This is a genomic window from Vibrio mangrovi, assembly GCF_024346955.1.
Taxonomy (GTDB): Bacteria; Pseudomonadota; Gammaproteobacteria; order Enterobacterales; family Vibrionaceae; genus Vibrio; species Vibrio mangrovi.
The window spans coordinates 1,274,801-1,301,524 of record NZ_AP024884.1 but is presented as its reverse complement, the minus strand read 5'-3'; the positions used below and the strand labels follow the sequence as shown (position 1 = coordinate 1,301,524).

The following is a 26,724-nucleotide window of genomic DNA, read 5'->3' as shown; positions in this document are numbered from 1 at the left end:
TTTTTAGCACATCCATACACTAAACCCCTCACCAGCAAAAATTCAGAAACAGAAAATCAGTTTCTTCATAACGAAGTAATTTTGCATTATCGTCCAGATATAAATCTAGCCGACATACATTTTGTAAATCAGGTTGTCCTTCTTCGGCTATCATGTCCAGAGCATCTACGACGGAACGATTGTTTTTGTAAGACCAACTCACAGAGGCCAAAATGTCTGGTGAGAAAAAAGTCAGGAGCCATGGTCGTTTTATGACAAACATAACCGTCCCCTGAGAAACATCTTTTACATCTGATGTTTCATCATACTGGTACAGCCAGGCTTGAATCGGTTTATCCGGATTGCTGTAGTGAATATACAGACGTTTAGGGAAAAAGAATGCAGCAACAGAACCGATTAATACCAATAAAATAATGATTCTGATAATTTTTGCCGGGTTAGTTTTCATTTTTTAATTCTTCTCTGTGTGGATGAAAACATAAGTGAATATCACGGGCGGCATCGGAAAAGTTAGCCTGTTCCAGAAGCTCCATCAAGGCTACTGGCGTTAAGCTTGTTAACGAGTCTCCATATTGCTGATATAGTTGGAAACCAACTTGAACAGCAACAACATCATCCGGTGCATCACCAGTTGTTGTCATATTATCGAGAAACTGTGCGCCACCTGCGCCTCGTAACAAAAGCGTTTGACTAAATCCACAAGCTAGTCCGACATATCCATAATGTACATTGGACCAAATATCATAAAAATAATCATGCCTATTATATTTATGCCAATAACTTTTAGAGTCGGTCGGCGGTTTATCATTGGGCATTTTCTTCTGACGGTATGCTCGTACTTTTTCTAGTGTCCATAATTTACGATGAACAGCAACAGCTTTTAAACGTGGGTTATCACGAATTAATGGTTTGTGATCCCATGGATGCCCTTTGTACACTTTACTGGTCCATAATGCCATTGCCGAGATCAGGTCAGGCTCTGGCATAGGTATTATGAGTTGTTTATACCATGGTAATTGTTGCCATTCTTTCAGTCGTTTATATTTATAATCCAGTAGATATCGAATGGTCTTACATGTTTCACTCTGAATATTGGTTTTCATTTCACCAATAATATAATCAGCGACTGACAAAGCACCATCCGGATGCTGGCACGATAATTTAATAACGACAGGATCGTGAATAGAGGTAGGTGTCGAAGTAATTTCTTTCTTCAGCACCCAACCCGATGTATCTGACATTATATTTCCTTAATAAATATTTGGATCTTTTTCGGTTGAGTGCCTGTATCTGCAACTGGCAACTTACCACTGTGATCAGTTTTTCCCTGAGCGATCGTTTCTCCATCGACAACAATACGGTATTCCACATCCTTAAGAGGCTGCCCGGTTTCATCTTTAATAACAAATAAGCGGTTATGTTGCTTCTCTATTGGATGCAGTACTTTCATAGGTGATGGTTTTGGAGCTTCATCACCAATATTAACCGTACCACTGCCCATCGTTATACCACCACAATTTACCGAGCCACCGGTTAGCGCAGCAGGTTTGTGGTTGATCATCACAGTTGAAGATCCGGACGATATTTCTCGCCCGTGTGGAGGATGATTGGGTTTTGCATGCGGGGCTAATGGATCTCCTACTCGGGCAGCGGGAATACCATCCATAAAAACATCTGGAGATCCGGAAGTAACCGGTGTTGGGGGAAATCCATCATGAGCAGTACCAGTGTCCCCGATACGAACAGCTTGTGCCATATCTCTTCCTGAATCCAATTAATTCAAATGTTATTTTCAGTTATCACATTTAAGACAGAGCAACAATATGAATATGAAATCAGGTTGTTTTGTTGGGAGATCGTGTCAGGAACAGTCATCGATTATTGAGTTATTTAATCGCAATGTTGAAATGTCTGTCCCCGTTAGATATAAGTGAGAGGCAGGGAGCAGCTAAATTCAGCGTGGAATGAACACGGAAAAATCTAAGGAGATCAATGGAATGAATAAGTTAGAGAGTGTTGCCTGGGTTTTCAGAAAAGACGGCAAAGTGCTGTGTGTAAAAACCAGAGGCAAAGATAAGTACTTTATTCCCGGCGGTAAATTAGAACCCGGAGAAACACTCGAATTAGCGTTGATACGAGAAATAAAAGAGGAGCTGAACATAGATTTAGTCCCGGATACGATTTCTCATGAATTTTCTGTCACTGATATCGCTTATGGTCTTGAAAATACCGAACTGGAAATGCATTGCTACTCAGCTCATTTTAGCGGGGAGATTACTCCTGACTCGGAAATCGAACAGATGAGATGGATTGATCAGTCTCAAATAGAAGTGTGTGCACCGGCAGCACAAAAAGCGATTCTGAAAGTGCTGTAACACTCATATAGATAAGTTGTATTAATTGACCTCATACTGTTCTTTGCGTTACATATCTAAAGGAATCTTGTACGTAAATAGGAATCAATATTGAGCAATAATTGGACAGAAGAGGAACTGAAGGCAGCAGTTGAATCGTATGTTGATATGCATATCAAGGAAGCCAATGGAATCCCATTTATAAAAAAGCAGTATTACCATGAGCTGTCAGCTCGGTTTGGTAGAACTGAAAAGTCTTTTGAATACCGAATGCAAAACATTTCCTATGTATACTCTTTGCTAGGTCGCGGCTGGGTTTCTGGGTTAAAGCCAGCAAAAAATGTTGGTTCAAGTAACGCTGCAATAATTGAGCGCCTTATATCTGAAGTTGAAGGGCAACAATCGTTAAAGATTGCTGAATTTGAAACGCAGGTTTTAAGTTATAAAGCAAAAAATATTTTAGAAAAACCGCAGGGTATAAAAGAACCTGAGAAGATGTATTCTTCGGTAACTACGTATGTAAGAGATCCAAAAGTTAAAGCATGGATTTTAAAGCATGCAAATGGTTATTGTGAGTGTTGCGATAATAAAGCATCTTTTATTACAGCAGAAGGTGAGCCTTTTTTAGAAGTTCATCATCTTCGACGCTTGGCTGATGGTGGTTCAGATACAATTTCAAATACATTAGCATTATGCCCAAATTGTCATCGGGAAATGCACTACGGAGCTGATAAGCTAAATTTAGTGCAATCCATGTACGATAAAATTGGTAGGCTGGTACGTGAGTAAAGGTGTAAAAAGATGTTCCAATTGACTTCGTCCTGTCACGAATTTGGGTTCTCAAAATTAGCAGAAATATTCGTCAACTGAACTATGCGTTATGTGACAGGAGAGAAACTATGATCTCAGCAGAAGAGTACGAACTATTAGGGTTCTTTGAAGTTGAGCCAAAGATGCTCGATTATGATACTCCGTGGATATATAACAGTTTAGTTTATGAGGTCACAGATAAGCACAGAGTTCTGACTGTTTCGATACAGCCATCCTACAAAGATGTAAAAGTAATCCTTACGGAAGAAGGCGATAAAATATTTGAATTTGAAGGAACTGGAGTAAGAGATATTCGGGTTTTAAATGATAATATTCCAGAAATTCTCGAGATAAAGGTGAGTGAAGAACAATCGATTTTTATAAAACGAAAACCGCATATAAGTATATATTTGCATTAAGTGAGAGTGCTTAATAAATTAAATAGTGTTAGCCATCAGCAGGATGGGGCAGAGATTCACAGAATCTTTTACAGTCTCCATTAATAGTTAATTCTTCGTCATATTTTCATCCTACATTGTGCCATTTCGTAGCATCGGACTCTGGACAACAACCATCTTTCTAACACATGGAGGTCAACCAAATTCACTTATTAAGATGTCAGCCTTTACCAGACAACCTCTGTGAAACCACACGCAAAATAACTCCTCACCAAGTATTAGAAAAGTATGAGATTTCACCATACTGCACGCGGTTTTCTGCTCCTTCACTCGCCAACATCCCAGACTGCGCATACTCTGACGCGGTACCGATAAAATTCGGTGCCGGGATTGAGACCCCGCCAAAGACCAATGCATATCAAAAGGCCGGTATTGTACTGATTGTAGCCTTAGTTCGTCCAGATTATGGTGAGCTGACAAGGCAGCATATGCTGGCCGTTTCCTTTGGCGGTAGTCTCAACCTTGTTCAGTTCACCACCCAAAGATTGAGACCTTTGGGTGGTGAGATTTACAACCCAACAAACTCACTCATCTTTTAAAATCACCACAATCAACTGACTCGGCCCGTGCGCGCCGTAGGCCAGTGTCTGCTGAATATCTGCGGTTTTGGACGGGCCGGAGATTAACACCGCATTGGTTGGCATTTGTGTGTGCCACTGCTGGCTGAGCATGATGTCGGTGAAACTATCAAACAGCGTTGATTGTCTGAGTACAGCGACATGACAAGGCGGTACCAGCGACAGGGTGCGTGGCTGATGGATGTCCGGCCAGAGCACCAGTGCGCCGGTATCGGCGATTCCAGCGCAGGTGTCGGTCAGACCGACATCGACGGTGGTGAATAGCTCGTCTTTCCATTGGTCAATGGTTTGCTGATACTCTGTGATCTGGATGTTCTCCAGCCCTTTACGAAAATCACTATGCCACAGGCCACTGGTGCCGATTGCCGCGTGTTGCCAGCCGTTTTGCGCACATAATTCGTGGACTGTCTGAATCAGTTGTTCCCGTTCAATGGTCAGCACCTGTGCATGGTTGGCATCGAGTGCGGCGCAGAAACGTTCCAGTTTCTGGTCGTCGCTGAAATTATGCCGGGCAAAATTGCGGGCTGTTTCCGCAGAGCCGTTTTCCAGCGGTGTCGGGCGGGCGGCATTGAGTTTATTGAAAATCTGCTGTCTGGCATTGCTCATGATGATTTCCCCTCTTTTTGTGACTGGCGGGCTCTTTCCTTCATCAACTGATTCAGAGATTTTGCGGCAGGTTTGGGTGCTGTCCGGCATTGAGTCCACGGGCCAAGTTTAGACGGCATCAGGTGACGCATCTGTCCGGCCAGACGAGTGCCGATCCGGTAGATTGTCGGATGTGTAGCGGAATAAGCAAAACCGCGCATCGCCAGTTTTTCGGTCGGCTTATAGGCGGATTTCTGACCGCGCATCTCTTCCAGGCCGGGCTTCGCCGCGTGTTTGGCTTCTTTACGCAGACGCAGCAACATCTCCGGGATCGGAATGCGTACCGGGCAGACTTCGCCACAGGCACCGCACAAGCTCGATGCTGTAACGAGATCTTTAGTCGCTTCCAGTCCCATCAGATGCGGTGAAATGATCTTGCCGATCGGGCCGGGATAAACTGTGCCATAGGCGTGACCACCGATACGGGTATAAACCGGACAGTGGTTCATGCAGGCACCACAACGAATACATTGCAGGGTTTTGCGCAGTTCTTCGTCACGATAAGCCTGACTGCGGCCGTTATCGAGCAACACCAGATGCACTTCCTGCGGTCCGTCTTTTTCATTCGGCTTACGCGGTGAGGTGATCATGTTGAAATAAGTACTGATGGTCTGTCCGGTGGCGGAACGGGTCAGCGCGCTGAACAGGGGCGGGACATCGGTCAGAAACTCAACCACTTTTTCAATGCCGGTGATCGCAACATGGACGTTCGGTACTGTTGTTGACATCCGGCCGTTACCTTCATTTTCCACCAGACACAATGTTCCGGTTTCTGCCACAGCGAAGTTGACGCCGGATAAACCGATATCCGCAGTGCGGAATTTTTCCCGGAGCTGAGCACGTCCGGTCTGGATCAGGCGGTCGACATCGGTGGTCGGCTGGAAACCCGGCAGGTTGTCGCGGAAAGTATCGCTGACTTCCTGCTTGTTCTTGTGAATCGCCGGCATGATGATATGGGAAGGCTTATCGCCATCGAGCTGAATAATGTATTCTCCCATATCGCTTTCCAGACAGGTCACGCCCAGTTTGGCCATTTCATGGTTGAGCTCGATCTCTTCGCTGACCATGGACTTGCCTTTGATCATCAGTGAAGCCCGGTGATGTTCGGCAATCCCGGCAATAATGGTATTGGCCTGTTCGGCATTTTCGGCCCAGTGTACCTGAATCCCATTTTTCTGGCAGTTATGTTCAAGCTGTTCTAGTAGCTGAGGAAGTTTACTGAGGCAGCGCTGACGGATCGCTTCTGCCAGATCACGGGTTTGCTGTTCTTCCTGCGGATCGGCAAAGGCATTTTTGCGCTTCTCTTGCAGGTAATCCATCGCACCACGGAAGTTAGCCCGGAGCTGCGAGTCATTGAGTGCAGCTTTAGCTTGCGGATGAAACTGTTGCGGAGATTCATTCATAATTATTTCTCCTGTATCTGTTCTGGTGTCACCCGTTCTAACAGAAAGCTGGCAAGATGACGGCCCTGCATTGTGGATGCATCACCGTGTTGGTGCTGAAAATCCAGTGCGCCGTTAATATTGAGCAGGCAGCCCCAGTCAGCACTGACCAGATGATCAGCCTGTGTTGCTTTGATATGGCGGGTTTTGTCTTCCACCATCGCCTGAGAGATATCGGGATGGCGAACGGAGAAGGTGCCGCCGAAGCCGCAACACTCACTTTCGTAATCCTGAACTTTCAGTTCGACCTGCTCAAGCTGGCTGAGTAGTTGGGTTGCTGTGACATGCACATTCATTTCCCGCCGGGCGGCACAGGAAGTATGCATGACCACAGAAGTCTCCGGACCGTGATCCTGCAGTTTGGCGCGGCAGACATGAACCAGAAATTCGGTGAATTCAAATACACGATCACAGAAGGCATTCACCTGAGATTCCTGCTCAGTTCCGGCGAAAAGGCGACGATAATGATGATGCATCATGCCGCCGCAGGAACCGGACAGTACAATCACCGGGTAAGGTTCGGGAAACAGAGCGATCTGATTCAGGGCAACGGATTGGGCTTCATCATCATAGCCGGAAGTATAAGCCGGCTGGCCGCAGCAGGTTTGTTTTTCGATATAGATGACCTCGATGCCCTGCTGCTCAATCAGGGTGATGGCATCGAGTCCGGCGTTTGGGTCGAACAGGTCCACCAGACAAGTCGCGTAGAAATAGACTTTGTCAGGTTTCGCCGGGTAAATTCTCATAAGACTCTCCAGTGAATGCATTGATAAGTAAAGCCATCACTCAAAAACACGACTCTGGGGATATGCCGGGTTGGGGGAATATGAGTGACGGCCAATTAGCGATACCAATCGCAGTAATTATCTGGTCATTTTTCCTGCATAATTTCTGAACATTTAACTAGTTTGATTGGTATTATTTTCTGTCTTCTTCTATCAGGTCACAGACCTAGTTCATCAGGACATCAGTGGCGTGGAAACCATAGATCACCAGTAATCCGATCAGACCGGTTGCCAGCAGATAATATGCGGTCGGGATAATGGTTTTACGCAGGGTTGCGCCTTCTCTTCCCAATAGTCCGACTGTTGCAGATGCTGCAACCACATTGTGAATAGCAATCATGTTTCCGGCGGCAGCGCCGACAGCCTGTAATGCAATCACAATCACGCTCGAAACCGAAAGTGTATGAGCCACTTCAAACTGAAACTGGCTGAACATCATATTTGAAACGGTATTTGAACCGGCGATGAAAGCGCCTAGCGCTCCGACAGTGGCACTCAGAGCCGGGAAAGCACTCCCCACCAGACCTGCGGCAAAATTCGCTGTGGTGACCGGCATACTGGCCAGATCTGCACCGTTCACGCCTGAGTTGATAAAGATCCGCACCATCGGAATGGTAAATACCAGCACAAATCCGGCCCCGACCAGGGTTTTACTCGATTCACCCAGTGCTTTCATCATCGGTGCTGCACTTCTGGCCTGAATCAGAACGGCAAGCAAAGCGACGAAAACCAGAATACCGCCGGGTAAATATAAAGGTTGGAATGCCGTGCTGATGCCTGCTTCTCCCAGAATGTTGCCAAACGAGAGACTGACACTTTGTAGCATCGCTTTAAACGAGGTGCTGACCCGGCTGGCAACCAAAATCACCGCAAGGAGCAGATATGGTGTCCAGGCCAGTGCCAGACTCATCGGGTTGGACTGAACTGCTTTCAGGTCCATTTTCAGAGAACCGAGCCACTCGGCCGGCCATTCCTGTTCCGGACGGAAATCCCAGACTGAGCGGGGAACGAGAAATCCTTTTCTCGCTGCGGTGACGACAATCGCCAGTCCGACAAGTCCGCCGATCAGAGAGGGGAATTCAGGACCGAGCAGAGCGCCGGTCAGAGCATAAGGAACGGTGAAGGCAACCCCGGCAAACAGGGCGAAAGGTAAGATATCCAGCCCTTCAGTCCAGCTTTTGTTTTTACCGAAAAAGCGGGTCAGCATCATTGCCATCAGTACCGGCATCAGTGTACCGACGGTGGCGTGAATCAGTGCAACGCTGGTGGTGATCTGTTGCAGGTAGCTTTCCCAGCCAGAACCTTGGGCAGTCAGTAACTGACTGATATTATGGGTATCGAGTCCTTTGCTGACACCAACCAGAATCGGTGTGCCGACCGCGCCGAAAGATACGGGAGTCGACTGGATCATCATGCCCATCAGCACGGCAGCCAGTGCCGGGAAGCCAATGGCAACTAATAGTGGTGCTGCAATCGCAGCCGGTGTACCGAAGCCGGAAGCACCTTCAATAAAGGAGCCGAAACACCAGGCAATAATAATGGCCTGAATCCGCCGGTCCGGCGAGATATCGGTGAATCCGTTGCGGATGACTGTAATGGCTCCACTATGTTTAAGGGTATTGAGCAGAAAGATCGCACCGAAGACGATCCAGAGGACAGAGACGGTAATACCGAGTCCCTGAAAAACCGACGCAAGTACCCGGTTTGCTGACATATCCCAGCAGAACAGGGCAATAACGACGGTCAGACCGAATGCGACCGGCATGGCTTTTTTCGCCGGCCAGTTGAGGCCGACCAGTAAGATCGCGGCAGCAACAATCGGAGAAAAGGCAAGTAAGGCTAATAAAGTTTCACTCATGGGGTACTTCCTTGTTCGCAGAGTTTGGGCCATGTGGCGCTGCTGAGTTTCGCAGACGGAAACAGATTAGCTGCATGGGTAGGGTCTCCACGGTTTGTTTTTATTTATGGTTTTGTTAATCGGGTGTGAATTTAGCGCTTTATTTTTTATGGATATAGGGAAATAATGAAAATAATTGATTCCAAAAATGACATAATCAAATGAAAGCCGATGACCTGATTTTATTTTCTTCTGTGGTTGAACTGGGGAATTTCAGCCTGGTCGCAGAGAAAAATAACCTTACGAATTCAGTGGTTAGCAAGCGCATTGCGCGTCTGGAAAAAGAACTGGGTGTACAGCTTCTGTACCGGACCACCCGTAAACTGACCCTGACTGAAGCCGGGAAAGCCTTACTACAGGGTGCTAAAAATGTGAAGCAAGCCACTCAGGAAGCATTCGACTCCGTTGCCGGATATGGTGAGAGTCTGAACGGACATATCAAAATGTCTGTGCCGACCATCTCCGGGGAGTTATTACTGGCTGAAGCTGTGGCTGAATTCTGTCAGATGCATCCGGGGCTGACGGTTGATATGTCACTGGATAACCGCTTCGTTGATCCGATTGGAGAAGGATATGATTTGGTGATTCGTACCGGGTTACTGGAAGACTCAAGCCTGATTGCCCGGCATATTATCGATTCTCAGTGGGTTGTCTGTACTGCGGCTAGCTACATTGCCCGGGCCGGAGCGCCGATGCGGCCTGAAGATTTGGTGAATCATAACTGTCTGCAGTATGTGTACCAGAGCACTGGAGCCAGTGACTGGGAGTTTAAAGGCCCGTCCGGGAATTATCTGCTGAAAGTCTCGGGGAGTTTTTCCAGTGATAATGCCGTGGCATTGAGAAAAGCGACACTCAGTGGTTATGGTATTGCTTATCTGCCCCGTTGTCTGGTCCATCACGATCTGGAGGATGGCTCTTTGATCGCGCTTTTTCCTCAGCTGGTTGGAAAAAAGCTGGGTGTTTACGCGGTTTATCCGTTTACCCGACAGCCACCGAATAAAATACGTTTGCTGATTGAACATATCCGGGACCGTTATCTGGAGATCGGCCACTATTTTAGTTAGCTTCTTCTCGGGCTCGTTTCTTCACAACGGAAAGCTGTTTCGGTGAATATTATTGTTCCATGTTCTTGCGATCATCATGATTCCTGCAAATACTAAAACAGAAGCATATATCCGAATCATCCTCTGATGTGGCTTGACAGCTATATTCGTTCTAAAGGTGATTCGGCTATCAATCTCTGTGTATCTGCAATGGAATGCCTTATGACTTTTGACTCCGGAACGTTAACCAACCGATTTATCTTCCTGCTGGTGTTTCTCAGCGGTTTTTGCATTATGGCTGTCGAATTATTGGGTGGCCGGATTCTGGCGCCTTACTTTGGCAGTAGTATTTATGTGTGGGGCAGTATTATTACCATTTTCATGGTGGCATTATCTGCCGGCTACCTATTGGGAGGACAGTGGTCCATGCATTCTCCCTCGTTGCGTAAATTCAGTCTGCTTTACTTGTGTGGAGCAGTGACTTTATTACCTTTGGTGTTTTGGGGTGATGTGGTGATGAATCGGGTGTTCAGTCACATCATCGATCCCCGTTATGGTTCTCTGGTTGCTGCGTTGCTGCTGTTTTTTCTGCCAACCCTGATTCTGGGAATGATTTCTCCTTATTCGATTCGTCTGCTGGTCAGTGACTCCTTCCGGAGCGGGCAGGTGGCAGGAATGCTTTACTTTGTTTCTACACTGGGAAGTGCATTGGGAACGCTGGCGACATCTTTTTATCTGGTGCTGTGGTTTGAAGTCAACACCATTCTGTTTAGTTTGATCGGGATATTGTGCGCCGGTGGTGTGATTGCATTTCATGTACGATTCCCCCGGATTGTGGCAGAAGCGTAGTGGAGAGATTTAATTGATGAAGAAGATACTATGGTTCGGGGTATTGTTCCCCCTTTGCGCGCTTTTGAGTGGTTTTTCTGCCCAGAGTGAAGTGATATATACCAAGAAGTCTCTCTACCGGGACATTGCGGTTGTGGAAGAACATGGTCTGCGTTGTCTGATTTTTGCTCTGGTCAAAAGAGACAGTGTGCAGACCTGTCAGTATCAGGATGAAAGTGATTCCCGGCTGGTATATGCATACAGTCAGATGGTGATGGGCGGATTATTATTGAATCCACAACCGCAGAAGATCCTGTTGATTGGTCTTGGCGGTGCCAGTATTCCGAATGTGTTGAGTGAGGTTTACCCTCAGGCAAAGATGGATGTCGTAGAGCTGGATCAGGCCGTGGTTGATGTTGCCCGTGATTATTTCCGTTTCCGGCAGACAGACAATATTTCAGTGACTGTCGCTGACGGGCGGGTGTTTGTTAAACGGGCCGGTATGCAGAAGAAACACTATGATTTCATTATACTGGATGCCTTTACCGGAGATTATATTCCGGAACATCTGATGACCAGTGAGTTTCTGCAAGAAGTGAAAAAACTCATGACAGATGATGGTGTGCTGGTTGCCAATACCTGGGGTTCCAGTCGGCTTTATGATTATGAGTCGGCCACCTATCGTTACGTTTTTGGCCGGTTTTTTAATTTTAAAGTCACGCCGGAAGGAGGCAATCGAATCATCATTGCCAGTAAACAGAAACTACCTTCAAAATCGGTTTTGCAGCAGCGGGCACAGCCATTGGTGGACAAACTGGCACGCTATAACGTGCTGATTAATCGGTATCCATCCCTGATGTCTACTCAAGAAGACTGGGATACTTCGGTTCGTCCGTTAACCGATCAGTACTCGCCGGCAAATCTGCTGCGCTGATGGCTGTTCTGCGTTCTACTTGCAAACGTCAGGCTGATATCGATAAGCAGACCCTCTGCGCCAGGGAAGGCGCGGTGGAACCCATAGATGGGTTTATGCGTGCCTGTGTTCAATATTAGCCTGACGTTTATCAGATGAGTGCAAGTGATGACAGCATAAACACACCCAGTGTGGTGGTCAGCAGAGACAGCAGGGTAGTCAGGACAATGATGTTAGCGGCCAGTGTTGCATTGCCGCCCATGGCCCGGGCCATCACATAGCTGGCTGCGGCCGCTGGGGCTGAACTACACAAATAGATGATGCCCAGTTCTGCTCCCCGGAAGCCGGACAGCCACGCGCCAAAAGTGATTAGGGCCGGGCATAGAAGTAGTTTGAATGCTGTGGCGGACCAGGCGGGTGCCTTGTCGTGATTCAGTTGCCGGATATCCAGTGAGCCACCGCCACAAATCAGCGCCAGTGGCAGCGTCATATTGGCAAAGTATTGGCCGGCAGTTGTTGCAATATCCGGTAGTGTCAGATTGAGCCGGGAGAATCCCAGCCCCAGCAGAATGGCGATGATCAATGGGTTCTTGGTTAATGTCCTAAGGATCATGACTAAAGCTTTCATGCCTGACTGACTACCTTTCGGTGTTAACGTCAACACCGCCTGTACATTAAACAGCAATGTCAAAGCTGCGACATAAAGAGCTGCCTGAGCCAGCCCGTCATTACCGTAAGCATTGGCGATCAAAGCCAGCCCGATAATCGCGGTATTGCCCCGGAATGCCCCCTGAATAATGACGCCTTGATCAGCTGCTTGTTTGAAGTAGCGTCTGACCACAAGGCTAATCAACAGGAAAAAAGTGAAATTGGAGGCGAGGCCATAAAGGACCAATGCACCACCGGCGGTTACGTCATGATTAGAATTGACAATACTGAGAAATAGCAGGGCTGGTAGCGTCACCTTAAACACCAGCCGGGATGCGACATCGATGAAATGATCATCGATCAACTGGCTACGACGAAAATAGATCCCTAAAAAGAGCATCAGGCAAATCGGGCCGGTAACCGACAAGGAAAATTGCAGTTGTTGCAGTAGTAAATCCATGACTATCCTGATTGAAATACAAGAACGTTAACCTGTATCTGCATAATAACGATGAACTGAATTTCTGACTGACAAATGAAATACCCATCATTTTAGTCGGGACAATTGCTTATTGTTGACTCGCGTAACAGATCCAATGTATGGCTTATGTCATTAATTGTCTATGTCGTTAATTGCTTATTTTGTTCAGTGAATTAAATTAAATCTTCAGACCCGGGCAATGGATGATAGCCTCACATGCATGCTTTTTAATGGGTTTGTTGAGATCAAAACCGAGGTTCAATATAGCCAAAAAAGGAAGCCTAATGAATAAAAACGATAATGTCCCTCTTCCCATCAATACCCGAGAATGGTTTTTCAACCGTAATAGTATCATCATCCTGACTGATATCCTGCTGTTCCTTCTCCTCTATTTTTTCTTACCTTTTCAGTCTGACGTCGTACTGGGTATCAGCCTGCTATCGTTCATCGCTGTTCTGTGGCTGACGGAAGCATTACACGTCACGGTTACGGCGGTTCTGGTTCCGGTGATGGCCGTTTTGTCCGGTGTTTTTGATACGACGACAGCCCTGAGTAACTTTTCTAACCCGATTATTTTTCTTTTTCTGGGGGGCTTCGCGCTGGCTGCAGCAATGCACCGGCAGGGGCTGGACAAAGTTGTTGCCGACAAGGTGTTATTGCTGGCCCGGGGGAAAATGAGTGTTGCCGTTTTTATGCTGTTTAGCGTGACGGCTCTGATCTCTATGTGGATTAGTAATACCGCAACAACAGCCATGATGTTACCGCTGGTGTTGGGAATATTGAGTAAAGTTGATGAGGATAAAGGCCATCAGACTTATGTTTTCGTTCTGTTAGGTATCGCTTATAGCGCCAGTATTGGCGGGATTGCGACGGTGGTCGGTAGTCCTCCGAATGCGATTGCTGCGGCAGAGGTTGGTCTGACATTTACCGACTGGATGAAGTTCGGTTTGCCTACGACAGTGGTTTTACTCCCGGTTGCGATTGTGATCCTTTATGTACTCCTGAAACCTGATTTATCCGGTCATTTTGAACTGAACCATGATCCTGTCGATTGGGATAAAGGGAAAGTTGTAACCTTGGGTATTTTCTCTCTGATTGTCGTTTTGTGGATATTCAGTAAACCGATCAATGCTGTTCTGGGTGGTTTTAAATCCTTTGATACGATTATTGCGCTGGGAGCGATTGTATTGGTGAGTTTTGCCCGGGTGGTTCACTGGAAAGATATTGAAAAGACCGCAGACTGGGGCGTTTTACTGCTGTTTGGTGGTGGGATATGTCTGAGTAATGTGCTGAAGCAGACCGGAACCAGCGTGTTTATTGCTCATGAGCTGAGTAATATGATCTCAGGGCTGGGTCTGCTCTGGATTGTTGTGATTATTGCTGCATTTGTGGTGTTTCTGACGGAGTTTGCCAGTAATACCGCCAGTGCTGCGTTACTGGTTCCGGTATTCGCCAGTGTTGCCGAAGCATTTGGTGTCTCACCTGTACTGCTGTCGGTGCTCATTGCCGTCGCTGCATCCTGTGCATTTATGCTGCCGGTTGCAACGCCACCTAATGCAATTGTTTTTGCCTCTGGTCATATTCAACAGTCAGAAATGATGCGGGTTGGTATATTTTTAAATTTCGCCTGCATCGTTTTGTTAACTCTGATTGCAATATTTTTTTGGTAGACCTGTCGAATCATCTCATCCTGATATCCTGCATCATTTTGTGATGCAGGATCACCTCTGACCTGACTTATTGTGCAACATGGAATGCCGTGAACTATTTTTTATGCATCTTCCACGATACATGTGAAGCAATGTTCTGTTTTTACAATCTAAGTCCTGAACTGAACCGGGATTGATGTCTGTCACAATCGGTCCTTTTTTCGTTGATATGATTGATATTGTTGGAAGCAAAAACGTGATGTGGTCATTCGTTGAACGAAGGTGCTGCTCCTGTCGTCATTAATTACCAGAAGAGAAGATGGTGACAGATAGGTCCAGAGAACTTTATGACCGGAAACCATGTTTCATCACAGGTGTAAAACAAGGTATGTTTATGTTTAAAAATTTATCACTCAAGAATAAGTTAGCAATATCGGCCAGTTTAGCGATCATTTTTGGTTGTTTACTGGTTGAAATTATATCGTTTAAAGCGTCTCTGGACCGGCTGGATGTTTCTGTCGAACAGCGATTATCGAGTACTACGGCTTCTTACAATCAGTATGTGACCGACTGGCTGCGGGCCAAAGAGCTGGCGCTGACCTCACTATCGGAAGAGATTCAGGAAGGCTCGATCATCACTCATTTAAAACAGATGAAACATGCTGCTGGTTTCGAAAATGTTTTTCTTGCCTACCCTGATGGCAGTCAGAAAAATGCTGATGAAGTTGTATTACCGCCGGGGAATGACGATCCCAGAAAGTGGGGATGGTACATTCATGCCAAAGAAAATCCGGGCAAAGTTTTTATGGATAACCCGACTGTAGCAGCTGCGACGGGTAAGAATGTGGTTTCTTTAGGGCAAGCGGTCAATCTGCTCGGGCAGGCTCTGGTTTTAGGAGCCGATATAGAATTAAACGACATTCTCAATAATCTGAACAAGGTCATTCTGCCGGGCGAAGGACACATGTTTATTGTGAATGATCAGGGTAATATATTTATCCATCAGGATGCTTCTTTGTTAAATCAGAACATTGCAAAACTGGGTATTTCATATGCAGATATTCAGGATATTCTGCGCTCCGGGAAAGATAAAGTGGTTGAAATTCAGGGTGAAGAGTCGGTTCTGTATGCACAGCCGATAGAGAATACCCGACTGGCGACCGTCACCGTTATTAGTGAGTATTCTCTGACTGATTCGCTTTATCACACCTTATACGGGCAATTGATGGTGACCGGGGTGTTGGTGATTCTGGGCATTGCTCTGTTTAACTGGATTTGTAATTTGCTGTTTCGCCCGTTGCGTCGAGTGTCGGATGCATTAGAGCAGATTGCCGGAGGTAGCGGGGATCTGACGCAACGTATCGAAGTGAATAGCAATGATGAAGTCGGAAAGCTGGCACATGGGTTTAATACGTTTGTCGGAAGTTTGCAGCAGCTCATGCTCCATATCCGCCAGCAGTCTGACTCTCTGACGCAGATGTCACAGACGAGTACCGAGCGGGTCAACCAGACGGTTGAGGAGCTGTCGGCCCAGCAGCAGGAAATTACCATGGTTGCGACGGCGGTAACAGAGATGTCCTCAGCGACTCAGGAGATAGCCTCTCATGCGGAACAGACGGCACACTCGGCTCAGAGTTCGTCTGAAAGTACCCAACATGGTCACCAGTTGGTGATGAACACCAAAGAGTCAATCAATCGTCTGGCCAGTGAGGTAACAGAAGCCAGCTCGGTTATCTCAGAACTTGACCAGCATTCTGCGGAGATATCTGCGGTACTGGCAACGATTCAGGGGATTGCGGAGCAGACTAATTTGCTGGCACTGAATGCGGCGATTGAAGCTGCCCGTGCCGGAGAACAGGGACGAGGATTTGCTGTGGTAGCAGATGAAGTCCGGGTGCTTTCTCAGCGGACACACACATCGACAGAAGAGATCAAATCGACCATTGATACGCTTCAGGAAATGACGAAAAGAGCCGTAGGGTTTATGGAGAATAGTGCCAAACTGGCTTCAAGTTCTGTTCAGGATGCTGATAATGCCAGTCAGGCGCTGGAAGAAATTCTGACCTCTGTCGGGATGATTAGTGATATGGCGACCCAGATTGCAACCGCAGCGGAGGAACAGACGCATGTTACCGGTGAGATCACCCAGAATGTTACTGCGATTAAAGATGTGACGGATGGTTTAGCCAACGGTGCCGAAGAAGGTTTACGTCAGACCCGTGAAATGAAGGATCAGGCGATAGAGCTGAACTCAAAAGTTGCAACGTTTAAACTAAGTTGAGTCTTGAAATGTCAGAAAGAAACCACATGGGATTTTCTCATGTGGTTTTTCTGTTTATTGGGGGTACGAATCGATAGATTTCTTTATGCCGATAACAGAGCGGTGATTACGCCGATCAAGCCGCCAAAAACACCACCCCAAATGACCAGCCAGCCCAAGTGTTCTTTAATCATTTTCTGAACCATTTCTTTGACCAACTGTGGTGTCAGTTCGCTGAGGCGCTGGTCGATAATCTGTTCGATATTCTGGCGGATATCCGCTTTCATTGAACCGGATTCCAGCTGTTCTTTCAGCGCATTCTGGACCGAATCACTGTGGCTGATTTCAACCATCGCCTGCTGCATTTTTTCCACAAAGGGCTGTTTTAACGGCTGGAGTGCTTCGGTTCCGCCAAACATCGCCAGCATGCCGCCGAAAGAGGACTGGGCGATTGTTTCTACCAGTGCATCAAATGTCGGATTGAAATCGACCTGTTCGATCACCGGTTCCAGACTGAAATTGCTGGTTTGTGCCAGTTCCTGATCCAGAAATTTATCGATATTCGTGTCGGTAAAAAACTGCTCCATCATCAGGGATTTGATCGCAGAACGAAAAGCATCGAAGCGTTTGGGAATCACACCGGAACCGTATAATCCCGGAACCTTTTCAAACAGCATATGGATGGCGAGCCAGTTGGTGATCGCGCCGGAAAATGCAAACAGACCTGCGGTCAGCAGAATCGTTTCATCAAGCTGATAGCCTGCGAAAATACAGAGAATAGCGATCAGATTGGTATAAATGCTTTTGTTCATCATATTTGTGTATCAACTCCTGAAAATCTTGAGACAGGCGGATTTTAGAAGAAAACCGTGGAGACGGGAAGTGAATGCTGGAGTTAAGCGATAAAGAATGAGCCACAGGAATGTGGCTCAAGTTATAAGATAGTTAAACATGCCATACGTGTCAGCGAATCAGCTCGATATAATCACCGGCATGGCCGCCATGAAATACGGCTCCGGTGTGGCCACATTTGTTAAATATTTCTGTCCAGTCCTGAGTAGCTTTAACATGCACCACTAAATTTTGAGAGAAAGCCATAAAAATCATTGATGGAGAAATGTTGTCATCATAGTCATGATCCGTCTCACTATAGTAGTCGGCGTAAACACCGAACCATTTATCCTGAATTTTAAACTGCAATGTTTTTAGCCAAGACTGATTAGACCAGCCAGTTCCACAAATCTGAAGTTGTTCGATGGTTCCCGTGGCTTCCTGAGAGAATGTCAGCGGAGATACCAGGAATAAAAATGCTAATAAAAGAGTTTGTTTGATATTCATACGTGTTGATAGTTTCCAATGATTGTTTTAAAAAATAACTCGGTGAACTGACATTTCGTTTGGTGTCATTCGTTTCATTTTTGCGACTTATGAAAACCACAGTTATATCAGCGGCAGTCATCAATCCCTGTAACATACCACGGCTTCGCTGATTGTAAATATTACCGGGACAGTTCAATTGAGTTTCATGTCAAAAATAAAATCCAGAGCAATATTTTGATAGCCAACAGGTCTGGATTTAACATAAACTGGCTAATTGTTAAACTATTCCTTCCGTTTCTATTTACAGCCGATAAATCCCCCGGTCTGGTGTTCCCACAAGTGCGCATAGATGCCATGCCGGGAGAGCAATTCCTGATGCGTGCCTTCTTCAACAATCCGTCCCTGATCCAGCACGATCAGACGATCCATCGCAGCAATGGTGGAAAGACGGTGGGCAATTGCAATTACGGTTTTGCCTTCCATCAGTTCATACAGGCTCTCCTGTATGGCGGCTTCGACCTCGGAGTCGAGCGCTGATGTCGCTTCGTCAAGGATCAGAATCGGCGCATTTTTCAGCAGTACCCGTGAAATTGCGATGCGCTGACGCTGACCGCCGGAAAGTTTGACGCCCCGTTCTCCGACCTGAGCATCATAACCCCGGTTACCGTACGGATCGGACAGTGTTGCGATAAACTCATGTGCGTGGGCTTGTCGGGTTGCGTTCATCATCTGTTCTTCGGTTGCTTCCGGGTGACCGTAGAGAATATTTTCCCGGATAGAACGGTGTAGTAATGAGGTATCTTGAGTCACCATTCCGATAGCACTGCGTAGCGAGTCCTGAGTGACATCAGTGATTGCCTGGCCATCAATACGGATCTGGCCGCCTTCGACATCATGAAAGCGCAGCAGCAGGTTGACCAGCGTTGATTTACCGGCACCGGAGCGTCCGACAATCCCGACTTTTTCACCGGGCTGAATATGGAGGTTCAGTTGATTGATCACATTGATGTCTGTACCGTAACGGAAACAAACGTGGTCAAATTCAATCCGGCCCTGAGTGATCCGTAACGGTTTCGCATCCGGTTTATCCTGGACGGTAATCGAGCGGGAGAGTGAGTGCATACCATCGACAACGGTTCCCATGTTTTCGAACAGACCGCCGACTTCCCACATGATCCATTTGGACATACCGTTAATACGTAATGCGAGTGAGATCGCAACAGCAATGGCACCAACAGTGATGGCTTGCTGTGACCACAGGTAAATCGAAATGGCAGAGATTGCAAACAACAGCAGGTAATTCGCTATTTCTACCGAAAGGTTGAAACCGGTGACCAGACGCATCTGGTGATAAACCGTACCGAGAAATCCTTCCATACTCTTCTGTACATACTGGGTTTCCCGCTGATTGTGCGAAAAGAGTTTTACAGTCTGGATATTGGTATAGCTATCGACAAAACGTCCGGTCATTGTCGAACGGGCATCTGCCTGAAGGGAAGAAACATGCTTCAGTTTGGGAACATAGAAAAACTGAATACCAATATAGCCGATCAGCCAGAGTAACATCGGGAGCATCAGACGCCAGTCTGAATCGGCCAGAATGACCAGAATTGCGGTCAGATAGACGCTGACAAATACAAACACATCGACGGTTTTCATGACAGTTTCACGGATCGCCAGTGATGTTTGCATCACTTTGGTTGCAATGCGCCCGGCGAATTCGTCCTGATAAAATGACAGACTTTGTTTGAGAAGATAGCGGTGTGCCAGCCAGCGGATGGACATCGGATAGTTGCCGAGCATTGACTGATGGATCAGCAGTGAATGGATTCCGACAATCAGCGGCATACCGATCAGGATCAGGACAGCAAGACCAATCAGCATTGACTGGTTTTCTGCAAAGAATGTTTCCGGCTGGCTGGCGGATAACCAGTCAACCAGTCTGCCCATAAACCCAAACAGGGAAACTTCAATGATTGCGATGGCAGTACTGAGTATGGCAATGATGAACAGAGGCTTAGCAAAACCTTGCGTATAATGGCGGCAAAAAGCCCACAAAGTTGCCGGAGGTTGTTGCGGTTCTTCCGGCGGAAAAGCCTGCGTAAACCCCTCAAATCGTTTAAACATAAACGTCCTTTCGTATCGGATTAAATTTCGGGAAATATTGCTTTCCGCAGCAGACCCGGAGTCTGCTATTGGTTAAGAAAACAATAAGTCCCTATTATAACCGTCTTTGGGGGCTTTTACCGTGTGCTATACCGACAGCTGCCTGAGACGGACAGTATAGGATCGCAAAAGACGTTGCTGGTTGTAAACGTTCATCGCTCACAGTTGTCGACATGATGTCAAAAGAAGTTGTATCACATAGAACCTGCCATTCTTGTGCATGTCCTTCGGGAAGTGAAAATCGTGCCGGAGCTTTCGTCCGGTTAATGAGATAAAGAATTTCATCTCCGGTATCACCGATTCCCAGATGTAAGGAGACGGTATTAAGCTGATTCCAGTCATCCTGAGTCATCAGGGAACCATCAACTTTTCTCCAGAATACCCGGTTTGAATTACGCGAGTCGCCGCTGAATGCCTGAATGAACGGCACCATATAACGTTGTCTGGCTGTAACGAGTTTTCCCATCCAGTCCTGAAACCGTTTTTCAGTTGCCCCTAACTGCCAGTTGAGCCAACTGATTTCGTTATCCTGACAGTAAGCATTGTTGTTGCCTTTTTGGCTATGCGACAGAAGATCGGCGGTCAGCAGATGTGGAATACCAAAAGAGAACAGGACTGTAACCATGAAATTCCGCTTCTGTTGCATCCGGATCCGGTTGATCAGAGTATCTTTGGTTAGCCCTTCTGCACCGTAGTTCTCGGAACGGTTGTCCCCGTGTCCGTCACGGTTCTGTTCACCGTTTGCTTCATTGTGTTTATGCTTGTAAGACACTAGGTCCTGTAAGGTAAATCCGTCGTGATATGTAATGTAATTGACGGTTAGTTTAAACGGCCAGTTGGCTGCACTGTATAGATCACGGGAACCCATGACCCGGGTTGCAAATTCTTTCAGATAGCCCTGATCGCCCCGCCAGAAGCTACGGCTGATATCTCTCAGCTTATCGTTGGTTTCATTCCAGCCAAATGGGAAATTACCAACCTGATAACCATTGGGCCCGATATCCCAGGGCTCGGCAATCAGCTTAATTTGTTTGAGAACCGGGTCTTGAGCAACGGCTTTGAAAAAGGCGGCGTCCGGGCTGAAATGTTCCCCGCTGCGACCAAGGGTTGCAGCAAGATCAAAACGGAAGCCATCGATTTGATATTCATTTACCCAGTACCTCAGAGTGTCCATCACGAGGTTGAGGGACGGCTGATATGAGAGATCTACGGTATTACCGCATCCGGTGAAGTTAGCATAATGGCCTTCGTGCGTGATGTAATATTTAGGATCCAGTCCTCTCAGATTGAATACCGGGCCATCATTTCCCCCTTCTGCCGTATGGTTGTAGACCACATCAAGAATCACTTCTATTCCGGCCTGATGCAGAGCGCGGATCGTGGTTTTGAGTTCGGTAACCGGATCTTCAATCGCATAGCGCGGATCCGGAGCCATAAACAGATAAGGGTTGTATCCCCAGTAATTGACTCGTTCCATATCCAGCAGGTGAGGCTCGTGCATGCAGGCTGCAATCGGAAGGAGCTGAAGTGTTTTAATATGCTGTTCTTGATAGAACTCCATCATCTTCGGATGAATCAGTCCTAAATACTTTCCTTGTAGTTTGCCGGGGATCTCAGGATGTAACTGGGTGAGTCCTTTCACATGAGTCTCGAACAGCACTGTTTCTTCTCTCGGAATACCGGGACGGCATGTGCCCTGCCAGTCAAACTGGTCATCGGTCACCACACATTTGGGCAACTGGAAACTTGCTTTAGCTGTAAGCGGCGGAGTATAGATGAGCTGTCCGTCGATTGATTTTGCATAAGGGTCAGAAATATACTGCCATCGTTTCTGGTCCGGTTGCCTGATGAGATAACCATATTTCTGCCCTGCCCGGACTCCGGGAATATAGGTAAATCGGATACCTGCATATTCTCCGTCGAGAGTATAACTTTCGTAGTGCCCTTTCTCATCGAATAAGGCGAGCTGAATCAGTGGGTTACCCGGAGCATAAATAGAGAAGTTGCATCCGCTGGTATCCAGCGTTGCACCTAAAGGATAAGGTTGAGATTGGACATCGTTCGCTTTATGCATTTAGTCTTCTACCCGGTCATCCATAACATTGGTGTTTTCTAGTAAAAAACTTTGTGGCGTATTGGTCAAGTATCCGCCACAAAATGTACTTTGATCACGTGATTGTCAAAAGATTAACGCACACTAATGTGGCGCACTCTATATACTTTATATACCACAGGTTTTGTATTTTTGCTGTGGAAATCCACCGAAGTCTGAGATGTGACGGTTCTCCGACACGGTTTAGAGGGAGTATTTTAGGCAGATATCACTTTGTGGGTAAAATGGCTCGCCTGATGATATCAGTTGCTGTTACTCTTCTGGGAATGGGCTTTTTGTTATAGCTTCTTGTCTATAGACATAACCCGGTATCAGAGCTTGAGGCTTTGCGCTGCAACAAACCAGAAATAGGCATTGATGAACGTTATTGGATTTTTAATGGGGTTGGCCGGTCTGTCACTGATTTTACTGGTGTCCTGGATGATGGTCCTCTCGGTAAAGCAGAAACGGCTTGAAGCTGAGCGTCAGGCCCGGGAAAACTCGGAGCGTCGGGCGAGAGAACAGGCTGCGATGGAAGATCAGAAGGAACGGTTGAGAAAGGCTGAGGATGGCCATGTTCCGACGATTCTTTATTTAGCGAAAGAAGCCGAAAAGCGTGATTTACGGGAAGCGTTGTTTTGGTATGAAAAAGCAGCACATCTGGAAAATATTACCGGGATGTACGGTGTTGTCCGAATTTGTCAGCGTTCCCGGAAGGATACTGTGCTGGAAGAGAAAACTAAATTCTGGCAGATGTATATCCGGGGGATGGAAGGGGATTTACAACTGCTGTGTGAGACAGCAAAGGCTTATCTTTCCGGTCTGGGGGTTTCTGTTGATATTGAGAAAGGCGTCCGGATTTACGAAAAAGCAGCCATGGCGAACTTCATTCCGGCACAACTGAGGCTGGGTGACTGGTATCTCTCCCGGGAAAATCCGGTTCCAAAACCTGAAGATGCCTGCTTCTGGTATTCGAAGGCGGCTAAACTGGATAGTTCTGACGGCATGATGAAGCTGGGTCTGTGTTATCTGAAAGGGAATGGCGTTGCTCAGGATCATCGCAAAGCATGTTACTGGCTGGAATGTGCCGGAGAAAAGGGCAATGCGGAAGCAATGTACCATGCAGGTAAAGCATGGATTGACCATGGTGCTTACGGGAATTCTGTAGCGTATATCTGGCTATTTCTGTCGGCACATAGTGGCTATGAGCTGGCGAAGGGGGTACGGGATGACGTCGGTAGTCGCCTTGGGGTTGATTCCATTGTTCTGCTACAGAGTTTTGCCAAACCGTTATTGAAGAAAATTCGGGCCGGGACTATTGGTAAGCATCTGATTATCCGGGCTTTCAATAAGCTTTATAAGCGAAATGTTCCGATTCCGCACCACAAAGAGTTTCCCGATGATGATGACATTCAGGAAAAAGACGATGATAGCGATGCATTAGTCGCAGAAATGGAAAAGGCTTTGCCTGAACATCATGGCGATCAAACCGGTGAAGAAAATCAGGCAGATGAAAAAGCACCGGAGGAAAAAAACATCAAACCTGACTTTACTGACAAGCATATGCATTAGATGAAAGGTCTTTTGGCTGAAAGAAAAGATAAATTTGTCTGGAAGTGTGAGTGGACTATTGCTGAGAAACTATCCTGCCAGTGGCAGGATAGTTTTAGATAGATCAGACTGTTTTTTGATGTTCTGACTGACAGACTGCTGCTGTAAAGACAACATCTGTCGAGCTGTTCAGTGCAGTTTCTGCCGAATCCTGAATTACACCGATAATAAACCCTACCGCGACGACCTGCATTGCGACATCGTTTGAGATACCGAAAAGACCACAAGCCAGCGGAATAAGAAGCAGTGATCCACCAGCAACACCGGAAGCACCACACGCCGAAACTGCTGCAACGATACTCAGTAGTAATGCACTCATCATATCGATTTCAATTCCCATTGTATGGACCGCAGCCAGTGTCAGAACTGTAATGGTGATTGCAGCTCCGGCCATGTTGATTGTTGCGCCGAGAGGAATAGAGACCGAATATGTGTCTTCATCCAGCCCCAGTTTGTCACACAAAGTCAGGTTCACAGGAATATTGGCTGCACTGGAACGGGTAAAGAATGCGGTCACACCACTTTCACGTAAGCATTGCAGAACCAATGGATAAGGGTTTCTGCGGGTCTTTACATAGACGATCAGCGGGTTGACGATGAGTGCGATAATCAGCATTGCTGCCAGCAATACAACAAGCAAATGTGTGTAACCTGCAAGTGCTGAGAAGCCGGTTGTCGCAAACGTTGAAGCCACCAGACCAAAAATACCAAACGGAGCAAGGCGAATGACGAAGCGGACAATCATGGAAACGCCATGACTGAGGTCTTCAAGCATTGCTTTTGTAGTTGCACTGGCATGGTGTAGCGCCAGACCTAAACCAATAGCCCAGGCGAGAATTCCGATGTAGTTTGCCTGCACAATGGCATTGATCGGATTGTCGACGATCTTAAACAGAAGCGTGTGAAGAACTTCTGTAATGCCTTGTGGCGGTGTGGCTCCGTCAGCTCCGGCAACCAGTGTTAGTGTTGTCGGAAACAGGAAGCTTAAAATGACGGCCGTCAATGCTGCGGTGAATGTTCCCAGTAGGTATAAACCGATGATAGGGCGCATAAACGTATGTTGGTTTCTTTTTTGATTGGCAATAGAAGCCGCAACTAAAACGAAAACGAGAACAGGTGCGACGGCTTTCAGTGCACTGACAAAAAAGCTGCCCAACAGACCGGCTTTATTTGCAGCATCAGGAGAGAAAGTGGCCAGCAGTGCGCCGAGGATAATGCCTGTAATAATTTGCAGCACTAAGTTACCCCGGGCAAAACGAGCGAAGATGTTGTTGCTTTGCATACTAATTCCTGCGATTTAGTGATGAGGGATGTTGACCTGCCTGATAGTTTTGCCGGAAATACGGCTTTCATCCGGCATCTGATCACATCCGGGTTCGAATTATAATATTTCCTGAACTGAGGAAGTGCTGAAACGAAAATATGTCGATTACACCGCCAAAGTCCGGAGAAAGTCATATTATAGTGACAAAATAATGTGTCTAGGATTAATTAAATTTCAGGTAAAAAAATTGTTGTCTTTACTCAATAACGAACGATTTTGTTGCAGTTGTTAATGTTTTGTGGTTGAAGCTTTTATGATATGTAAAAGAGAGAACGACAATTTTATTGTACTGAGTTGTGGGGGAAGGAAGGGGAAGATTACTCCTCCCCAGAAATAATTCTGTGACTAATCTTGGGGAGATTGTGCGAATTTTTCGAGTGCGAGTACCAGCACAATCGCGCTACACATCATCACTACTGCCAGAAATAACTGAGCCGGATGAGACGTAAGCTGCTCATATTCAGACGGAGACAGATTATGTTGCAGCAGCGGGACTTGTTCACCATGGGAATTGGTCCTCCAGGTCAGGGTTTCTTTCCACGGCCAGATCTTCGGCAGTGTTCCGACCATCAGCCCAGTCAGCGTTGAAAGTGTGATATCTCGGTAGTGTCTGAGTAACCAGGATAACAGGTGCGAAAAGCTTAATAGTCCGGCTATACACCCTAACAGGAAGATTGCCAGAATATCGACCTGAATTGCTTTAACAGCACCAAGAATCGGCGCGTACATCCCCAGAAGCAATAAGATAAAACTGCCTGATATTCCGGGTAAGATCATCGCACAGATTGCGACACATCCTGCGATAAAAACATTGGGAAGTGATGGTTCCAGGTTGAGAGGTTGTAAGACGGTAATGGTGTAGGCGAAAAGTATTCCAATCCCACATCCGGCCAGATCGGCAAGGCGTTTACGCTCAATTTGTCTGAAAATATGGTAAACGGAGACCAGAATCAGGCCGAAGAAAAAGGACCAGAGTGGAATCGGATAAGCAATAAGTAGCCAGGAGATGAGTTTGGCAAGTGTGAGAATGCTGACAAAAATACCACCAAAGAGGCTAACCAGAAATAATGCGTTGATATGGCGTAGCATTGCAGCAAAGCCATGTTGGCGCAGGTAAGCGATCAATCTGGGATTAATCCGTCGGATACTTTCCAGAAGTTTGTCATAGATACCGGTAATAAAAGCAATAGTACCGCCGGAGACGCCTGGGACGACATCAGCAGCACCCATTGCCAGACCTTTTAAGAAGGTGATGAAATAATTCATTGGGGTCAGTTTGTATATAAAGAGTTGTCAGGCGTTCAGTATATCGAATTCCTGTTGAGATCCCCATAGAGTTTGCAAAATCGGTGTTCAGGTTATGTTTGCTCTTTGCAAAATGAACGAAGATGTTTGCAAAATGCAAACGAACTACTCAACA

22 protein-coding genes and 1 pseudogene are annotated in these 26,724 nt (G+C 46.7%); 9 read left to right on the top strand and 14 right to left on the bottom strand.

Annotated elements, in window-relative coordinates; genetic code table 11:
* Positions 1 to 28: 28 nt before the first annotated feature.
* The 3 genes and pseudogenes from OCU74_RS21900 to OCU74_RS22070 all read right to left on the bottom strand — a co-directional run.
* Positions 29 to 448 carry a hypothetical protein gene (locus OCU74_RS21900; RefSeq protein WP_087481802.1) on the bottom strand — a complete coding sequence of 140 codons (420 nt, stop codon included), beginning with the start codon at positions 446 to 448 and terminating at the stop codon, positions 29 to 31.
* Positions 438 to 1,241 carry a polymorphic toxin type 44 domain-containing protein gene (locus OCU74_RS21895; RefSeq protein WP_087481803.1) on the bottom strand — a complete coding sequence of 268 codons (804 nt, stop codon included), beginning with the start codon at positions 1,239 to 1,241 and terminating at the stop codon, positions 438 to 440. The genes OCU74_RS21900 and OCU74_RS21895 overlap by 11 nt, the downstream gene beginning before the upstream one ends.
* 233 nt (positions 1,242 to 1,474) lie before the next feature.
* Positions 1,475 to 1,756 (bottom strand): annotated as a pseudogene (locus tag OCU74_RS22070) (type VI secretion system PAAR protein); the annotation flags it as partial.
* Positions 1,757 to 1,997: 241 nt separating this feature from the next.
* Here OCU74_RS22070 and OCU74_RS21885 point away from each other — a divergent pair.
* From OCU74_RS21885 to OCU74_RS21875, 3 genes are all read left to right on the top strand, one after another.
* Positions 1,998 to 2,375: an NUDIX hydrolase gene (locus OCU74_RS21885; protein ID WP_087481805.1), complete on the top strand. Its 378-nt coding sequence runs from the start codon at positions 1,998 to 2,000 to the stop codon at positions 2,373 to 2,375.
* A 90-nt stretch (positions 2,376 to 2,465) separates the two neighbouring features.
* The gene (locus OCU74_RS21880; protein WP_087481806.1) at positions 2,466 to 3,143 is read left to right on the top strand and encodes an HNH endonuclease; all 678 of its coding nucleotides are present in this window, start codon (positions 2,466 to 2,468) and stop codon (positions 3,141 to 3,143) included.
* 110 nt (positions 3,144 to 3,253) lie between these two features.
* Positions 3,254 to 3,583 carry a hypothetical protein gene (locus tag OCU74_RS21875; protein WP_087481807.1) on the top strand — a complete coding sequence of 110 codons (330 nt, stop codon included), beginning with the start codon at positions 3,254 to 3,256 and terminating at the stop codon, positions 3,581 to 3,583.
* Positions 3,584 to 4,146: 563 nt separating this feature from the next.
* Here OCU74_RS21875 and OCU74_RS21870 read toward each other — a convergent pair.
* The 4 genes from OCU74_RS21870 to OCU74_RS21855 all read right to left on the bottom strand — a co-directional run bounded on the left by OCU74_RS21870 (position 4,147) and on the right by OCU74_RS21855 (position 8,930).
* Positions 4,147 to 4,806, bottom strand: coding sequence for a LutC/YkgG family protein (locus OCU74_RS21870; protein WP_087481809.1), 660 nt, complete (start codon positions 4,804 to 4,806; stop codon positions 4,147 to 4,149).
* The gene (locus OCU74_RS21865) at positions 4,803 to 6,248 is read right to left on the bottom strand and encodes a LutB/LldF family L-lactate oxidation iron-sulfur protein (RefSeq protein WP_087481810.1); all 1,446 of its coding nucleotides are present in this window, start codon (positions 6,246 to 6,248) and stop codon (positions 4,803 to 4,805) included. Before OCU74_RS21865 ends, OCU74_RS21870 begins: the two co-directional genes overlap by 4 nt.
* A 2-nt stretch (positions 6,249 to 6,250) precedes the next feature.
* Complete coding sequence (locus OCU74_RS21860; RefSeq protein WP_087481811.1) at positions 6,251 to 7,033, bottom strand: (Fe-S)-binding protein; 783 nt, start codon at positions 7,031 to 7,033, stop codon at positions 6,251 to 6,253.
* A gap of 205 nt (positions 7,034 to 7,238) precedes the next feature.
* A complete protein-coding gene (locus OCU74_RS21855) occupies positions 7,239 to 8,930 on the bottom strand; it encodes an L-lactate permease (RefSeq protein ID WP_087481812.1) in 1,692 nt (563 codons plus the stop codon).
* A gap of 200 nt (positions 8,931 to 9,130) precedes the next feature.
* On the opposite strand from OCU74_RS21855, the gene OCU74_RS21850 reads away from it, so the two are divergent.
* From OCU74_RS21850 to OCU74_RS21840, 3 genes are all read left to right on the top strand, one after another.
* A complete protein-coding gene (locus OCU74_RS21850) occupies positions 9,131 to 10,033 on the top strand; it encodes a LysR family transcriptional regulator (protein ID WP_087481813.1) in 903 nt (300 codons plus the stop codon).
* A gap of 201 nt (positions 10,034 to 10,234) precedes the next feature.
* Positions 10,235 to 10,861 carry a fused MFS/spermidine synthase gene (locus tag OCU74_RS21845; protein ID WP_087481814.1) on the top strand — a complete coding sequence of 209 codons (627 nt, stop codon included), beginning with the start codon at positions 10,235 to 10,237 and terminating at the stop codon, positions 10,859 to 10,861.
* Between the two features lie 16 nt (positions 10,862 to 10,877).
* Entirely contained in the window at positions 10,878 to 11,774 is an 897-nt protein-coding gene (locus OCU74_RS21840; RefSeq protein WP_087481815.1) for a spermidine synthase, read from the top strand.
* A gap of 130 nt (positions 11,775 to 11,904) precedes the next feature.
* Here the strand turns inward: OCU74_RS21840 and OCU74_RS21835 are convergent, their stop codons facing one another.
* Positions 11,905 to 12,861, bottom strand: coding sequence for an AEC family transporter (locus OCU74_RS21835; protein WP_087481816.1), 957 nt, complete (start codon positions 12,859 to 12,861; stop codon positions 11,905 to 11,907).
* Positions 12,862 to 13,166: 305 nt separating this feature from the next.
* On the opposite strand from OCU74_RS21835, the gene OCU74_RS21830 reads away from it, so the two are divergent.
* On the top strand, positions 13,167 to 14,552 hold the full coding sequence (locus OCU74_RS21830) for an SLC13 family permease (RefSeq protein WP_087481817.1): 1,386 nt from the start codon (positions 13,167 to 13,169) through the stop codon (positions 14,550 to 14,552).
* A gap of 373 nt (positions 14,553 to 14,925) precedes the next feature.
* The gene (locus OCU74_RS21825) at positions 14,926 to 16,812 is read left to right on the top strand and encodes a methyl-accepting chemotaxis protein (RefSeq protein ID WP_087481873.1); all 1,887 of its coding nucleotides are present in this window, start codon (positions 14,926 to 14,928) and stop codon (positions 16,810 to 16,812) included.
* Positions 16,813 to 16,895: 83 nt separating this feature from the next.
* Here OCU74_RS21825 and OCU74_RS21820 read toward each other — a convergent pair whose 3' ends face one another.
* The 4 genes from OCU74_RS21820 to glgX form a co-directional block, all read right to left on the bottom strand.
* Positions 16,896 to 17,603: a DUF445 domain-containing protein gene (locus tag OCU74_RS21820; protein WP_087481874.1), complete on the bottom strand. Its 708-nt coding sequence runs from the start codon at positions 17,601 to 17,603 to the stop codon at positions 16,896 to 16,898.
* 151 nt (positions 17,604 to 17,754) lie between these two features.
* Positions 17,755 to 18,129, bottom strand: a complete 375-nt coding sequence (locus OCU74_RS21815; RefSeq protein ID WP_087481818.1) for a hypothetical protein — start codon at positions 18,127 to 18,129, stop codon at positions 17,755 to 17,757.
* A gap of 279 nt (positions 18,130 to 18,408) precedes the next feature.
* Entirely contained in the window at positions 18,409 to 20,238 is a 1,830-nt protein-coding gene (locus OCU74_RS21810; RefSeq protein ID WP_087481819.1) for an ABC transporter ATP-binding protein, read from the bottom strand.
* 94 nt (positions 20,239 to 20,332) lie between these two features.
* Positions 20,333 to 22,351, bottom strand: a complete 2,019-nt coding sequence (gene glgX / locus OCU74_RS21805; protein ID WP_087481820.1) for a glycogen debranching protein GlgX — start codon at positions 22,349 to 22,351, stop codon at positions 20,333 to 20,335.
* Between the two features lie 396 nt (positions 22,352 to 22,747).
* On the opposite strand from glgX, the gene OCU74_RS21800 reads away from it, so the two are divergent.
* Positions 22,748 to 23,941: a tetratricopeptide repeat protein gene (locus OCU74_RS21800; RefSeq protein ID WP_087481821.1), complete on the top strand. Its 1,194-nt coding sequence runs from the start codon at positions 22,748 to 22,750 to the stop codon at positions 23,939 to 23,941.
* A gap of 103 nt (positions 23,942 to 24,044) precedes the next feature.
* Here the strand turns inward: OCU74_RS21800 and sstT are convergent, their stop codons facing one another.
* Positions 24,045 to 25,262, bottom strand: a complete 1,218-nt coding sequence (gene sstT, locus OCU74_RS21795) for a serine/threonine transporter SstT (protein ID WP_087481822.1) — start codon at positions 25,260 to 25,262, stop codon at positions 24,045 to 24,047.
* Positions 25,263 to 25,649: 387 nt separating this feature from the next.
* Positions 25,650 to 26,570, bottom strand: a complete 921-nt coding sequence (locus tag OCU74_RS21790; RefSeq protein ID WP_087481823.1) for a DUF368 domain-containing protein — start codon at positions 26,568 to 26,570, stop codon at positions 25,650 to 25,652.
* Positions 26,571 to 26,724 lie beyond the last annotated feature (154 nt).

Coding starts and splice junctions, on each gene's coding strand:
- OCU74_RS21835 (WP_087481816.1), bottom strand. CDS start 12,861: ATGGATTTACTACTGCAACAACTGCAATTTTCCTTGTCGGTTACCGGC.
- glgX (WP_087481820.1), bottom strand. CDS start 22,351: ATGCATAAAGCGAACGATGTCCAATCTCAACCTTATCCTTTAGGTGCA.
- OCU74_RS21900 (WP_087481802.1), bottom strand. CDS start 448: ATGAAAACTAACCCGGCAAAAATTATCAGAATCATTATTTTATTGGTA.
- sstT (WP_087481822.1), bottom strand. CDS start 25,262: ATGCAAAGCAACAACATCTTCGCTCGTTTTGCCCGGGGTAACTTAGTG.
- OCU74_RS21870 (WP_087481809.1), bottom strand. CDS start 4,806: ATGAGCAATGCCAGACAGCAGATTTTCAATAAACTCAATGCCGCCCGC.
- OCU74_RS21830 (WP_087481817.1), top strand. CDS start 13,167: ATGAATAAAAACGATAATGTCCCTCTTCCCATCAATACCCGAGAATGG.
- OCU74_RS21840 (WP_087481815.1), top strand. CDS start 10,878: ATGAAGAAGATACTATGGTTCGGGGTATTGTTCCCCCTTTGCGCGCTT.
- OCU74_RS21815 (WP_087481818.1), bottom strand. CDS start 18,129: ATGAATATCAAACAAACTCTTTTATTAGCATTTTTATTCCTGGTATCT.
- OCU74_RS21790 (WP_087481823.1), bottom strand. CDS start 26,570: ATGAATTATTTCATCACCTTCTTAAAAGGTCTGGCAATGGGTGCTGCT.
- OCU74_RS21865 (WP_087481810.1), bottom strand. CDS start 6,248: ATGAATGAATCTCCGCAACAGTTTCATCCGCAAGCTAAAGCTGCACTC.
- OCU74_RS21820 (WP_087481874.1), bottom strand. CDS start 17,603: ATGAACAAAAGCATTTATACCAATCTGATCGCTATTCTCTGTATTTTC.
- OCU74_RS21825 (WP_087481873.1), top strand. CDS start 14,926: ATGTTTAAAAATTTATCACTCAAGAATAAGTTAGCAATATCGGCCAGT.
- OCU74_RS21845 (WP_087481814.1), top strand. CDS start 10,235: ATGACTTTTGACTCCGGAACGTTAACCAACCGATTTATCTTCCTGCTG.
- OCU74_RS21850 (WP_087481813.1), top strand. CDS start 9,131: ATGAAAGCCGATGACCTGATTTTATTTTCTTCTGTGGTTGAACTGGGG.
- OCU74_RS21855 (WP_087481812.1), bottom strand. CDS start 8,930: ATGAGTGAAACTTTATTAGCCTTACTTGCCTTTTCTCCGATTGTTGCT.
- OCU74_RS21810 (WP_087481819.1), bottom strand. CDS start 20,238: ATGTTTAAACGATTTGAGGGGTTTACGCAGGCTTTTCCGCCGGAAGAA.
- OCU74_RS21895 (WP_087481803.1), bottom strand. CDS start 1,241: ATGTCAGATACATCGGGTTGGGTGCTGAAGAAAGAAATTACTTCGACA.
- OCU74_RS21885 (WP_087481805.1), top strand. CDS start 1,998: ATGAATAAGTTAGAGAGTGTTGCCTGGGTTTTCAGAAAAGACGGCAAA.
- OCU74_RS21800 (WP_087481821.1), top strand. CDS start 22,748: ATGAACGTTATTGGATTTTTAATGGGGTTGGCCGGTCTGTCACTGATT.
- OCU74_RS21860 (WP_087481811.1), bottom strand. CDS start 7,033: ATGAGAATTTACCCGGCGAAACCTGACAAAGTCTATTTCTACGCGACT.
- OCU74_RS21875 (WP_087481807.1), top strand. CDS start 3,254: ATGATCTCAGCAGAAGAGTACGAACTATTAGGGTTCTTTGAAGTTGAG.